Genomic DNA, 12,879 nt, shown 5'->3' with positions numbered 1-12,879 from the left:
TACCCTGGATAGGGCCATGACGAGCGACATCATTGAGAACTACGCCGCGCGGGACCGGCTGCGGTGGGCGCCCGAGCCGGCCAAGCGCCGCGACCGGACGGCCTTCGAACGCGACCGCGCCCGCGTCCTGCACAGCGCCGCCCTGCGGCGGCTGGCCGCCAAGACCCAGGTCGCCTCGCCCGGCGCGGACGCCGTGGCCGACACCGTGCAGAGCCTGCGCACCCGGCTGACGCACTCGCTGGAGTGCGCCCAGGTCGGCCGCGAGCTGGGCAAGTCCCTCGGCTGCGACCCCGACCTGGTCGAGGCGGCCTGCCTGTCGCACGACATCGGGCACCCGCCGTTCGGCCACAACGGCGAGAGCGCGCTGGACGTCGTCGCGCGCGACTGCGGCGGCTTCGAGGGCAACGCGCAGAGCCTGCGCGTGCTGACCCGGCTGGAGCCGAAGTCGTTCGCGCCGGACGGCCCGCCCCTGTACGGGCGCAGCGTCGGCCTCAACCTGACGCGCGCGGCGCTGGACGCCGCCATGAAGTACCCGTGGTCGCAGGCCGGCGCGGTGAACGGGAAGTTCGGCGTGTACGACGACGACCGCGACGTCGCCGGCTGGGTCCGGGAGGGCGCGCCGGACGGCCGGACGTGCTTCGAGGCCCAGGTCATGGACTGGAGCGACGACGTCGCCTACTCCGTCCACGACCTGGAGGACGCGCTGGTCGCCGGGCACGTCGACTTCGCCCGCCTCGCCGACCCCGCCGAGCGCCGCCTCGTCGCCGTCACCGCCGCCAAGCTGTACTGTGCCGACGCCGATCTCGGCGAGCTGGAGGAGCGTTTCGCCGCGCTGCTCGCCGAGCCGTGCTGGCCGGACCGCTACGACGGCACGCCGCGCAGCCTCGCCGCCCTGAAGAACCTGACCAGCACGCTGATCGGCCGGTTCTGCCTGGCCGCCGAGGCCGCGACGCGGGACGCCTACGGCCCCCGCCCGCTGACCCGGTACGCCGCCGAGCTGATCGTCCCGCGGGTGCAGCGGCTGGAGAACGCGCTGCTCAAGGGCATCACCGCGCACTACGTGTGGATCAGCCACGAGGAGGTCAGGGCCCGCCAGCGGACGCTGATCACCGAGCTGGCCGAGATGATGCTGGCCGGCGCGCCCGGCACGCTCGACCCCGGGTTCCGGGAGGCGTTCACCGACGCCGCCGACGACGCCGCCCGGCTGCGCGCCGTCATCGACCAGATCGCCTCGCTGACCGACCTGTCCGCGATGGCCCGGCACCGGATGCTCGGCGGACGTCCGCGCTGATGGGCGGGCGTCTCCGGCCGGGCGCGGCGTGAGAACACGCCTGGACGCGCCCGGCGACGCCCTTGTCTCGTCACAGGGGGCGCTGTAGGGATGGCTAAAGGTCAACTACAGGAGGTCGCCATGCCCGAGGAGACGTTCGTCATCGCCGGAGCGAGCCTGGCCGGAGCCAAGGCGGCGGAGACCCTGCGCGAGGAGGGTTTCGCGGGCAGGGTCCTGCTGGTCGGGGACGAGATCGAACGGCCGTACGAGCGGCCGCCGCTGTCCAAGGGGTTCCTGCTCGGCAAGGAGGCGCGCGAGAAGGCGCACGTCCACGAGGCCGACTGGTACGACAAGCACGACGTGGAGCTGCGGCTCGGCACCTCCGTCGCCTCGATCGACCGGGACGCGCACGAGGTGCGGCTGTCGACCAAGGAGCCGGTCGGCTACGGCAGGCTGCTGCTGGCGACCGGCGCGTCCGTCCGCACCCTGGAGGTGCCGGGGTCCAAGCTGCAGGGCATCCACTACCTGCGCACGATGGCCGACTCGGCGGCGCTGAAGCAGGCGCTCGCGCACGGCGGGCGGCGCGTCGTGGTCGCGGGCGCGGGCTGGATCGGGCTGGAGACGGCCGCCGCCGCCCGCTCCTACGGCAACGACGTGACGATCATCGAGCCGGAGCCGGCGCCGCTGCACGCCGCCATGGGTCCCGAGCTCGGCGGGATGTTCGCCGACCTGCACCGCGAGCACGGCGTCGACCTGCGGCTCGACCAGGGCGTGGCCGGGTTCTGGGGCGCCGGGCAGGTGTCGGCCGTCGTCACCTCGGGCGGCGCGGAGGTGCCCGCGGACGTGGTGATCGTCGGCATCGGGGCGCGGCCCAACACCGCGCTGGCGGAGGAGGCGGGCCTGGAGGTCTCCGACGGGATCCTCGTCGACCAGTCGCTGCGCACGTCCGACCCCGACATCTTCGCCGCCGGGGACGTCGCCAACGCCTACCACCCGCTGCTCGGGCGGCGGATCCGGGTGGAGCACTGGGCGAACGCGCTGAACGGCGGGCCCGCCGCCGCCCGCGCCATGCTCGGCCAGGACGTCGTCTACGACCGGATCCCGTACTTCTTCAGCGACCAGTACGACCTCGGCATGGAGATGTCCGGCGTCGCGGCGCCGGGGGAGTACGACGAGGTCGTGTACCGGGGGGACCGGGCGTCCCGCGAGTTCATCGCGTTCTGGCTGTCCGGCGGCCGGGTCGTCGCCGGGATGAACGTCAACGTGTGGGACGTCACCGGGGACGTCCAGGCGCTGATCCGCTCGGGGCGCCCGGTGGACGCCGCCCGCCTCGCCGACCCGGGCACGCCGCTGGCCGACCTCGCCTGAGCGCGCCCCGTACAGTCTGCCGGATGGCCACGGAGGAGATCGCGCGGCTCGGCAGGGCCCGCTTCGCGGTGACGGCGGCGTTCGCCGCGCACGGGCTGGTCGCGGCCGCCTGGGTCGCCCGCATCCCGCAGATCAAGGAGCATCTCGGGCTCGGCGAGGGCGCGATGGGCGTCGCGCTGCTCGGCGCCCCGGTCGGCGTCGTGGCCGCCGTCCGGTTCGCGGGCCGGATCGTCGCCCGGTGGGGCAGCCGGGCGACGACGGTGGCCGCCGGGGTCGCCGCCGCGCTGTCGCTGGTCCCGCTCGGCCTCGCCTGGAACCTGCCCGCGCTGCTCGTCGCGCTGCTGCTGATGGGCGGCTCGCTCGGCCTGATGGACGTGGCGATGAACGCGCAGGGCGTGGCCGTCGAGCGCGGCTACGGCCGCCCGCTGATGTCCGGCCTGCACGGCGCCTACAGCATCGGGACGCTGCTGTCCGCGCTGGCCGGGGCGGCGGCCGCGCACGCGGGCGTGCCCGTCCCGCTGCATCTGGCGGCCGCGGCCGTGCTGCTGAGCGTCCTCGTCGCGGGCGGGTGCCGCGGGCTGCTGGACCGCTCCGCCGACGCCATGCCCGAGCCGGGCGGCGGGGGGGCGCGCCCCGCGCGCTCCTCGTCGCGGTGGCCGCTGACGATGCTCGGCGTCATCGGGCTCTGCTCGTTCGTCGGCGAGGGCGCCATGGCCGACTGGAGCGCCGTCTACCTGCGGGAGGACCTCGGGGCGGGGCCGGGCGCCGCCGGGCTCGGCTACGCCGGCTGCGCGGTGGCGATGACCGCCGGGCGGCTCGGCGGGGACCGGGTCGTCGCGCGGTTCGGGCCGGTCCCGGTGCTGCGCGCCGGGTCGCTGGTGGCCGCGCTCGGCCTCGGTCTCGGGCTCGCCGCCGGGCACCCGGCGGCGGCCGTGGCCGGCTTCACGCTGTTCGGCCTCGGCGCCGCGGTCGTGGCCCCCGTCACGTTCAGCGCGGCCGGCAACCTGCCCGGCGTGCCGGCCGCGGCCGGGATCTCCCGGGTCACCGCGGTCGGCTACGCCGGCCTGCTCGGCGGCCCGCCGGTCATCGGGTTCGTCGCGCAGGGGGTGGGGCTCGGGTGGGCGCTGGCGGTGCCCGTCGCGCTGGTCGGGCTGATCGTCCTGCTCGCACCGGCCGCGGCCACCGCCGAAGGCTGACGGAAAGAACGAATTGCTCTTTTTAGTGGGGTGATGACTTTCGCATATGTCCTACTCAGGTAAGGTCTGGGCGAGTGAGTACTGTGCAGCGGTCGAGACCGGTCGATTCGGTCCCGTCCGCCCCGGCGTACCGGACATTCCTCCGTGAACTGCTGAGTTTCGGCTTCGTGGGGTGCGTCGGCACGCTCATCATGATCTTCGGCGCGAACCTGATGCGCGCGTGGCTCGGCGGCAGCCCGCTGACCAGCGTCGTCGTGCCGACCGTGGTGTCGACGCTGTCGTCCTACCTGCTGAACCGGCACTGGACGTTCCGGCACCGCGACAGCGACGGCTCCGGCCGGGAAGTCGCGATCTTCTTCGCGCTGAACGGGGTGGGGCTGCTCATCCAAATGCTGTGCACCGGCTTCACCTATTACACCCTCGGCCTGCACGGCGGCCTCGCCTACAACCTGGGCCTCCTCGCCGGAGTCGGGCTCGGCTCGGCGTTCCGCTACTGGTCGTACAAGAAGTGGGTGTTCACTCCCGCCACCGCCTGACCGGGCGCCCCGTCAGCGGCCGGCGGGGACGATCTTCTCGACCTGGGGCAGCGCCTCGGCCAGGACGCCCGCGAGGTCCTGCCCGGTGCCCTGGCTGAAGATCGCGTGGTCGATGCCGCGCTCGGCCAGCCGCCCGATCCTGTCCACGGCCTCGTCCACGGAGGGCTCGCCGGGGAGCAGGCCCAGGGACGTCTTCTCGATCTCGGCGTAGTCGCGTCCCGCGCGCTCGCAGTGCTCCCGCAGGACGTCCAGCTTGTGCGGCAGCTCGTCGCCGTCGAAGAGGTTGCACGCGTCGGCGTACTCGGCGACGAGCCGGAGCGTCTTCTTCTCGCCGCCCCCGCCGACCAGGACCGGCGGGTGCGGGGCGCGCAGCGCGGGCGGCGAGTTCAGCGGCCGCTCCAGCGTGTAGTGCTCGCCCTCGAACGCCGACTCGTCGCCCCGCCACATCCGGTGGGCGATCCGCAGCGTCTCCTCCAGCCGCTCGAAGCGCTCCGCGACGGGCGGGAACCGGACGCCGAGGCCGCGCGACTCCTCGTCGTTCCACGCGGCGCCGACGCCGAGCCACGCGCGCCCGCCCGACAGGACGTCCAGCGTGGTCACGGTCTTCACCAGGATGCCGGGATGCCGGTAGGTGACGCCGGTGACCATCGTCCCGAGGGTGATTCGCCGCGTCAGCGCGGCCGCGTAGGCGAGCGCCGAGTAGCCCTCCAGCATGGGCTCCTCCGAGGCGCCGACCCCGCGGATCTGGAAGAAGTGGTCCATCACCCAGAGCGAGTGCAGGCCGCCCTCGTCGGCCTCGCGGGCCATCCGGCCGAAGACCGGCCCGATCTGCTCCGGCCCGCCGGGGAAGGTGAAGCTGGGAACCTGAAGTCCGATGCGCATCATGTGGCCGTCCCTGGTGCTGCTCGTGGTCGGGTGTTCCGCGGCGCCCGTTCCGCCGCCCCTTCCACTCTGCGTCCTGGAGCGTGCTCCAGGTCAAGCGGCCCGCGCCGGGCGGGCGTTGACCTGGAGTGCGCTCCAGGTGGAATCCTTGGGGCGTGAGCTCCTACTCTCCGTCCGAGACCGCCGAGAGAAGCGGTTTCAGCATCGACACCCTGCGCTACTACGAGAAGATCGGCCTGCTGGCGGGGATCGCCCGGAACGCCTCGGGACGGCGCGTGTTCAGCGACGACGACCTCGCCTGGCTCGGGCTGCTGCGCTGCCTGCGCGAGACCGGGATGCCGATCGCGGAGATGCTGCGGTACTCCGAGCTGGCCCGCAGCCGCGGCGACACCGTCCAGGAGCGGCTCGAACTGCTGCAGGCCCACGACCGCCGGGTGGAGGAGCAGATCGCCACCCTGCGCGAGCAGCAGAAGCACATCAAATGGAAGATCGGCCTCTACCGGGACACCGTCTGCGACGCCGCCTCCGCCTGACCCAGCACCCGTTCGGCGCGCGCCAGGGTCGCGGCCGGGTCGAAGCGCTCGGCCTCCCAGGTGTGGGCGCGGATCGTCCCGCGCCCCCGGAACCGGCGCATGATCTCGACGTGCGGCGGCCAGGCGACGAAGCCGCGCAGCGCGGCGTCGCCCGTCCAGACCGACACCGAGCCGCACCTGCGCCGGAGGGGCTCGGCCCACAGCCACAGGCCGACGGCGCCGTCGAGGTCCGGCCAGGAGCGGCGCAGCGCCATCCCCGCGCGGAAGATGCGCGGCAGGTCCAGCGGGTCGGCGCAGGTGAAGTCGGTGACGCTGACGAGGACCGGGCCGGACGCCCGGACCGCCCCGGCGCGCCACGGCGTCGTCAGCGCCATGCCGGGTCCCGGCCCAGCAGGGCGAGCAGGCCGTCCCGCCCCGCCGCGCCGTCCGCGGCGGGGACGGGCGGGCCGAACGACGCGCCCGGCCCGCGGCCCGCTTCGGGGACGAGGGCGGCCACCTTGAGCGAGGCGGCGACGAGGTCGTCCGCCGGCTCCCACGGGACGCCGATCGCGGCGGCCACGTCCCACGCGTGGACGACCAGGTCGACGAGGTGGAAGCTGACCGCCAACGCGGCGGGGAAGCGCCCGCCGAGTTCGGGCAGGGCGAGCTCGGCGTCCAGGGACAGGTCCGCGAAGGCGCGCGTGACGAGGTCGGCGGACGCCCGCGCGGCGGCGTAGGGCGACTCGCCGAGGTCGCCGCCGTGCCACGCGGACAGCCGGTCGCCCTCGCCCTTGGCCGCCGCGGCGAAGCCCTGGTCCTGGCTGACCTGGTGGCGCAGCAGGCCGTGCAGGGTCCAGTCGGGGCACGGCGTGGGCAGGGCGAGCGCGTCCGGCTCCACCCGCGCGACGGCCGACAGGTACAGATCCGACGCCCGCCTGCGCAGGGGACGGAGATCGGTGGTCGTGAGTTCGGTCAGAAGGTCCATGCGACCCACGCTAGGAACCCGAGTGGCCCAGGCATAGGGCCAAAAACGTGCTAACTGACTGAGCCGAATTAGGGTGGGGCGGTGGATCTCCATGTGAGCCTGGTGGGCCGCCGCGACCTCGTCGGGCAGATCTACGCGCAACTGCGGGCCGCGATCCTGGACGGGCGGCTGCGCGCGGGCGACGCGCTGCCCCCGACGCGCGAGCTGGCGCGGCGGCTCGCGATCTCCCGCAACACGGTCGGCGTCGCCTACGACCGGCTCGCCGCCGAGGGCTTCCTGGCGAGCCGCGTGGGCGCGGGGACGTTCGTCCGGGAGACCGGTTCCGCCGCGCGGGGCGCCCCCGCGGCCTCGCCGCTGCGGCCCCGGGCCCGCTGGGGCGAAGTGTCGCTCTGGCCCGCGCCGATGCCCGGGATCAGGTGGGACTTCCGCGCCGGGCTGCCCGACACGACGCTGTTCCCGTACGAGGCGTGGCGGCGGATCATGGCGGGCGTGCTGCGGCGGTCGGCGCTCGGCGACCCCGGCGCGGCGGCCGACCCGGCGGGCCTGCCCGGACTGCGCGAGGCCGTCGCCCGGCACGTCGGGGTGTCCCGGTCGGTCCGCGCGAACGGCCGCGACATCGTGGTCACCTCGGGCGTCCAGCAGGCGCTCGACCTGATCGTCCGGGTCCTGCTGGAACCGGGCGACGTGGTGGCCGTCGAGGATCCGGGGTACCCGCCCGTGCGGATGCTGCTCGCCGCCGCCGGGATGCGGGTCCGGGGCGTCCCGGTCGACGCGGAGGGGCTGCGGGTGGACGCGCTGCCCGGCGGCGCGACGTGGTGATCGTCGAGGACGACTACGACACCGAGTACCGGTACGGGGGGCGGCCGATCGAGCCGCTGCAGAGCCTCGACGAGGACGGCCGCGTCCTGTACACCGGCACCTTCTCCAAGATCATGCGGCCGGTGCTGCGGCTCGGCTTCCTGGTGGCGCCGCCGTCGCTGCACCACGCGTTCCGGATGGCGCGGTACGTCTCGTCCTGGCACGCGGAGCTGCCGGCGCAGGCGGCGCTCGCCCGGTTCATCGACGAGGGCCTCCTCGCCCGGCACATCCGCAGGTCGCGCCGGGAGTACCGGGCCCGGCACGAGCGCGTCGCCGAGCTGGTCGAGGGGCTGTACGGCGACCGGCTGGCGCTCGTCCCGGCGGAGGCCGGGCTGCACCTGAGCGCCGCCCTCCCGCCCGGCGCCGACGACGCCGCGGTCGCCGCGGCGGCCCTGCGTGCGGGCGCCGGGCTGTTCGCGCTGTCGGAGTTCGCGGTGGACGGGCCGGCGGCCCCCGGCCTGGTCTTCGGCTACGGCGCCGTGACGCTGCCGGAGATCGACGCGGGCCTGCGCGCGCTGGGCGGCGCCCTGCCGTGACTAGCGCTGGACGGGGGTGACGCGGCGGCCGTCGGCGCCGAAGAACAGGACGCGGCCGAAGTCCACGGTGAGCGCCACGTGGTCGCCGCGGTCGGGACGTCCGCCGGGCGCGATCCGGAACACCAGGTCGGACCGGCGGTGGTGGCCGGCGTGCTCCTCGGGGACGTCCTCCTCGGGGGACGGCCTGCCGAGCATCTCCCGCATCCGGTCGCGCCAGCGGGCCCGCTCCGCCTCGCGGGACAGCGCCGCCGGCGGCCGCCCGACCTCGGCCGCGTCGATCGTGGGGATGCCCGCCTCGGCGTAGGCGAGCCACTCGTGCCCGTGGAACTCCAGCGCCCGCACCTGCCCGGACAGGACGGACCCCTGCGGCGCGGGGGAGCCCGGGGCGATCGGCACCAGGGTGTCGGGGCGGATCCCGACGATGACCGACCGGCCGTGGTGGCTGATCAGCGCGGACGCCCGGGGGTCGTCCCACGGGACGAGGAGCCGCTGCGGCCCGAAGTCGAGCAGCAGCCCCTCGCCCTCGATGGCCCACAGGGTGGCCTGCAGCAGGTTGATCGGCGGGGAGCTGAGGAACGCGGCCACGAACACCGTCGCCGGGTCCTCGTAGATCTGCTCCGGGGTGCCGACGTCCTCCAGGACGCCGTCCCGCAGCACCGCCATCCGGTCGGCCATCGTCATGGCCTCGACCTGGTCGTGCGTGACGTAGACGGTGGTGGTGCCGGTGGAGCGGACCAGCGCGGCGATCTCGACGCGCAGCTCTGCGCGCAGCCCGGCGTCCAGGCTGGAGAGGGGCTCGTCCATCAGGAACAGCGACGGCTCGCGGATGAGCGCCCGCCCGATCGCGGCGCGCTGCCGCTGGCCGCCGGACAGGGTGCGCGGCAGCCGGTCGATCATCGTGTTGAGCCCGAGCGCGCGGGCCAGCTCGACGACCTTCGCGCCGGCCTCGGCGCGGTCGTCCCCGGACACCTCGAGGGGGAACATCATGTTGCCCTTGACCGTGCGGTGCGGGTAGAGGGCGCCCTCCTGGAACACCATGGCGACGTTGCGCTCGCGCGGCGGCAGGTCGTTGGCCACGGACCCGTTCAGCCACAGGTCGCCCGAGGTGATCTCCTCCAGCCCGGCGATCATGCGCAGGATGGTGGACTTGCCGCACCCGGACGGCCCCAGCAGGACGAACAGCTCGCCGTCGTTGATGCGCAGCCGGATTTTGCGGACGGCGACCTGCCCGCCGGGATACACCTTGTCGACGCCGTCGAGCACAACATCCGTCATCGGGTCCGCCTGGGTGTGAGCAAAATCTCGGTCTGTCATCACACCGCGCGACGGTCCGCGTTGTCCAGAGTAAAACAACGGTCACGTGGCGTCGATCCGGCCGAGTCCGGCCATGGGCCGCGGGCCGCCCTCCGGCCGGTGGCCGGAGGTCCCCGGCACCGTTCCCGGCCGGGAACGGCGCCGGTTCGGGTGGGGACGCGCCGGTTGTCGTGCCGCGGCCGTAGACTCCTTCGTCGTGGCAGGCAGGATTCGAAATGAGGACATCGCGCTCGTCCGAGAGCGCGCGTCCATCGACGCCGTGATCGGCGACTACCTGCAGCTGCGCAGCGCCGGCGGCGGGAATCTCAAGGGGCTCTGCCCGTTCCACGACGAGAAGTCGCCGTCGTTCAACGTGACGCCCTCGCGCGGCCTGTACTTCTGCTTCGGCTGCGAGGCGGGCGGCGACGTCATCAAGTTCGTCCAGGAGATCGAGCACCTGTCGTTCTCCGAGTCGGTGGAGCGGCTCGCGGCCCAGGCCGGCATCCAGCTGCGCTACGAGGAGGGCGGCGGGCGCGGCCCCCGGCAGGACGGCGGCCAGCGCGCGCGCCTGATCGAGGCGCACAAGGCCGCCGCCGAGTACTACACCGAGCGGCTCGACTCCGCCGAGGGCGCCATCGGGCGCACGTTCCTGTCCGAGCGCGGCTTCGAGGCCGCCGACGCGGCCCGCTTCGGGGTGGGGTTCGCGCCCCGCGAGTGGGAGGGCCTCGTCCGGCATCTGCGCGGGCGCGGGTTCGCCGACCGCGACATCGTCGCCGGCGGCCTCGCCAAGGAGGGCCGGCGCGGCCCGATGGACCGGTTCCGCGGCCGGCTGATGTGGCCGATCCGCGACCTGTCCGGCGACGTCATCGGGTTCGGCGCGCGCAGGCTCTACGAGGACGACGACGGCCCCAAGTACCTGAACACCCCCGAGTCGCCGCTCTTCCACAAGGGCTCGGTGCTGTACGGCGCCGACCTGGCGAAGAAGGAGATCGCGCGGCGCCGCCAGGCCGTGGTGGTCGAGGGCTACACCGACGTGATGGCCTGCCACCTCGCGGGCGTCCCGACGGCGATCGCCACCTGCGGGACGGCGTTCGGCGACGACCACATCAAGGTGCTGCGCCGGCTCCTGATGGACCAGGACGAGTTCCGCGGCGAGGTGATCTTCACCTTCGACGGCGACGCGGCCGGCCGCAAGGCGGCGCTGCGCGCGTTCGACGACGAGCAGAAGTTCGTCTCGCAGACGTTCGTCGCCGTCCAGCCGGACGGGCTCGACCCCTGCGACCTGCGCATCCGGCACGGCGACGCGGCGGTGCGCGACCTCGTCGCCGCGCGGCTGCCGCTGTTCGAGTTCGCGGTGCGCAGCGCGATCGAGCAGCACGACCTCGACACCGTCGAGGGGCGGCTCGCCGCGCTGGACGCCGCGGCCCCCGTCGTCGCCGCCATCAAGGACCGCTCGCGCCGGCACATGTACGCGGTCAACCTCGACCGCTGGCTCGGCATCATGGACGAGCAGTTCGTGCTGCGCCGCGTCCGCGAGCTGGCGAACCGGCGGCACGCCCGCGACCGGGCGGGCAACGGGCGCGCCCCGGCCGGGAACGGCCGCCCCGGCCGGCAGGACGGCGACGGGCGGGCCGGGAACGGGCGCGGCGAGCAGCGGCGGCCCGCGTTCGACCCGTCCGATCCCGAGGTGCAGCGCGAGCGGGAGCTGCTGAAACTGGCGGTGCAGCGGCCGGCGCTGCTCGGGCCGGTGTTCGACGAGGTCCCGGCGGAGGCGTTCATCGCGCCGCCGCACGCCGCGGTGCGCGCGGTGATCGGAGAGGCGGGCGGCGTGACGGCGGCCGGCGGCGCCGCGCAGTGGGTCGCGCTGCTCCTGGAGAGCGCGCCGAACGACCAGCTCAGGGACCTGATCACCAAGCTCGGGGTGGAGCCGCTCCGGTCCGCCCATGAATCGGATGACCGTTATGCGGTAGAACTGCTGGCCCGAATACAGGAACGCCAGCTCACCCTGATGATCGCGGACGCGAAATCTAAACTCGGGCGGCTGAATCCGGTCGAGGCGCAGGAGGAGTACCACCGGCTCTTCGGCGATCTTGTCGCGCTTGAGCAGCAGAGACGGGTGTTGCGGGAGCGAGGGCTTGGATCACAGTAAGTCAAGAGACCGCAAAATGGGTCCTGTGATCTAGGCCCCCTTTGACGCAGACTGTCTGCGTGGGCCCTTCGGTGCTGCCAAGCGAGGCGCCATCGGTTGATCAGGTGGCGGACCTCGTCGCACGTGGCAGAGAACGCGGCGGTGTGACCGTCGAGGACGTTGCTGCCGCACTCGATCGCTCGGACTTGCCGGACGACTCCCTGGAAAGGGTCGTCCGGATGCTCGCAGAGCAGGGGGTGGAGGTTCTCGAGTCTCAGCAGGAGACCGAGGACGTCGCGCGAGCGGATGAGGGAGACCTCGGCAAGCGGGCGCCGACGAGCGACCTGGTTCGGATCTACCTGAGAGAGATCGGTCGCGTACCGCTTCTCACGGCAGAAGATGAAGTAGAACTCGCGAAATCGATCGAGGCGGGACTGTTCGCCGAGGAGAAGATGGCGCGTACCGCCGTCCTCGCCCGCGGCGAGCTGCTCGACCTCGAACTGCTCTCCCGCGAAGGCATGCGGGCGAAGCAACGCCTGATCGAGGCCAATCTGCGGCTCGTGGTCTCGATCGCGAAACGCTACGTCGGCCGGGGAATGCTGTTCCTCGACCTGATCCAGGAGGGAAATCTCGGACTGATCCGTGCGGTCGAGAAATTCGACTACACCAAGGGGTTCAAGTTCTCGACCTACGCCACCTGGTGGATCCGGCAGGCGATCACCCGGGCGATCGCCGACCAGGCCCGGACGATCCGGATCCCGGTCCACATGGTGGAGACGATCAACAAGCTGGTCCGGGTGCAGCGGCAGATGCACCAGGACCTCGGCCGGGAGCCGAGCCCCGAGGAGATCGGCCTGGAGATGGGCCTGTCGCCCGTCCGGGTGGTGGAGATCCAGCGCATCGCCCAGGAACCGGTCTCGCTGCAGTCGCCGATCGGCGAGGAGGACTCCGACCTCGGCGACTTCATCGAGGACGCGGACGCCGTCGTGCCGATCGAGGCCGCGGCGTTCATCCTCCTCCAGGACCAGCTGGAGGACATCCTCGGCACCCTGTCGGACCGGGAGCAGCGCATCATCCAGCTGCGCTTCGGCCTGGCCGACGGCCACCCCCGCACCCTGGAGGAGGTCGGCCGGGAGTTCGGCGTGACCAGGGAGCGGATCCGCCAGATCGAGTCGAAGACGCTGGCGAAACTGCGCCACCCGTCCCGCGCTCAGATGCTCCGCGAGTATCTGGAGTGACGGCCGGTTCGCCCGTCCTCCCCGCCGGCACGGCGGGGAGGACGGGCGCCGGCCGGGCGACACCTGGTCATTTCGTC

General features: G+C 73.5%; 13 protein-coding genes. 9 read left to right on the top strand and 4 right to left on the bottom strand.

Annotated elements, in window-relative coordinates; translation table 11 throughout:
• The first annotated feature begins 16 nt into the window (after nt 1-16).
• From ACA511_RS18225 to ACA511_RS18210, 4 genes are all read left to right on the top strand, one after another.
• Complete coding sequence (locus tag ACA511_RS18225) at nt 17-1,291, top strand: deoxyguanosinetriphosphate triphosphohydrolase (RefSeq protein WP_375025536.1); 1,275 nt, start codon at nt 17-19, stop codon at nt 1,289-1,291.
• Between the two features lie 120 nt (nt 1,292-1,411).
• Nucleotides 1,412-2,638, top strand: a complete 1,227-nt coding sequence (locus ACA511_RS18220) for an NAD(P)/FAD-dependent oxidoreductase (RefSeq protein ID WP_375025535.1) — start codon at nt 1,412-1,414, stop codon at nt 2,636-2,638.
• Nucleotides 2,639-2,661: 23 nt separating this feature from the next.
• Nucleotides 2,662-3,834, top strand: a complete 1,173-nt coding sequence (locus ACA511_RS18215; RefSeq protein WP_375025534.1) for an MFS transporter — start codon at nt 2,662-2,664, stop codon at nt 3,832-3,834.
• Nucleotides 3,835-3,908: 74 nt separating this feature from the next.
• A complete protein-coding gene (locus ACA511_RS18210) occupies nt 3,909-4,370 on the top strand; it encodes a GtrA family protein (protein WP_375025533.1) in 462 nt (153 codons plus the stop codon).
• Between the two features lie 12 nt (nt 4,371-4,382).
• On the opposite strand, the gene ACA511_RS18205 is transcribed toward ACA511_RS18210, so the two are convergent.
• Complete coding sequence (locus tag ACA511_RS18205; protein ID WP_375025532.1) at nt 4,383-5,255, bottom strand: LLM class F420-dependent oxidoreductase; 873 nt, start codon at nt 5,253-5,255, stop codon at nt 4,383-4,385.
• A 152-nt stretch (nt 5,256-5,407) separates the two neighbouring features.
• On the opposite strand from ACA511_RS18205, the gene ACA511_RS18200 reads away from it, so the two are divergent.
• Nucleotides 5,408-5,785: a MerR family transcriptional regulator gene (locus tag ACA511_RS18200; protein WP_375025531.1), complete on the top strand. Its 378-nt coding sequence runs from the start codon at nt 5,408-5,410 to the stop codon at nt 5,783-5,785.
• On the opposite strand, the gene ACA511_RS18195 is transcribed toward ACA511_RS18200, so the two are convergent.
• Together ACA511_RS18195 and ACA511_RS18190 are read right to left on the bottom strand one after the other, a co-directional pair.
• Nucleotides 5,749-6,159, bottom strand: a complete 411-nt coding sequence (locus ACA511_RS18195; RefSeq protein ID WP_375025530.1) for a hypothetical protein — start codon at nt 6,157-6,159, stop codon at nt 5,749-5,751. The two genes, ACA511_RS18200 and ACA511_RS18195, sit on opposite strands and share 37 nt — an antisense overlap.
• Complete coding sequence (locus ACA511_RS18190; RefSeq protein ID WP_375025529.1) at nt 6,150-6,749, bottom strand: TIGR03086 family metal-binding protein; 600 nt, start codon at nt 6,747-6,749, stop codon at nt 6,150-6,152. Before ACA511_RS18190 ends, ACA511_RS18195 begins: the two co-directional genes overlap by 10 nt.
• A gap of 81 nt (nt 6,750-6,830) precedes the next feature.
• On the opposite strand from ACA511_RS18190, the gene ACA511_RS18185 reads away from it, so the two are divergent.
• Nucleotides 6,831-7,568 carry a PLP-dependent aminotransferase family protein gene (locus ACA511_RS18185; RefSeq protein ID WP_375025528.1) on the top strand — a complete coding sequence of 246 codons (738 nt, stop codon included), beginning with the start codon at nt 6,831-6,833 and terminating at the stop codon, nt 7,566-7,568.
• A complete protein-coding gene (locus tag ACA511_RS18180; RefSeq protein ID WP_375025527.1) occupies nt 7,562-8,143 on the top strand; it encodes a hypothetical protein in 582 nt (193 codons plus the stop codon). The genes ACA511_RS18185 and ACA511_RS18180 overlap by 7 nt, the downstream gene beginning before the upstream one ends.
• On the opposite strand, the gene ACA511_RS18175 is transcribed toward ACA511_RS18180, so the two are convergent.
• A complete protein-coding gene (locus ACA511_RS18175) occupies nt 8,144-9,418 on the bottom strand; it encodes an ABC transporter ATP-binding protein (RefSeq protein ID WP_375025526.1) in 1,275 nt (424 codons plus the stop codon).
• Nucleotides 9,419-9,653: 235 nt separating this feature from the next.
• Here ACA511_RS18175 and dnaG point away from each other — a divergent pair, with 235 nt between their 5' ends.
• Together dnaG and rpoD are read left to right on the top strand one after the other, a co-directional pair.
• A complete protein-coding gene (dnaG, locus tag ACA511_RS18170) occupies nt 9,654-11,585 on the top strand; it encodes a DNA primase (RefSeq protein ID WP_375025525.1) in 1,932 nt (643 codons plus the stop codon).
• Nucleotides 11,586-11,656: 71 nt separating this feature from the next.
• Nucleotides 11,657-12,802 (top strand): RNA polymerase sigma factor RpoD, encoded by a 1,146-nt coding sequence (gene rpoD, locus ACA511_RS18165; protein ID WP_375025616.1) that lies wholly within the window; start codon nt 11,657-11,659, stop codon nt 12,800-12,802.
• The last annotated feature ends 77 nt before the right edge of the window (nt 12,803-12,879 follow it).

The sequence above is a fragment of the Actinomadura sp. GTD37 genome, assembly GCF_041951365.1.
GTDB lineage: Bacteria > Actinomycetota > Actinomycetes > Streptosporangiales > Streptosporangiaceae > Spirillospora.
Note: the sequence above shows the minus strand (reverse complement) of the source record. Positions and strands in the feature narration are given on the sequence as shown.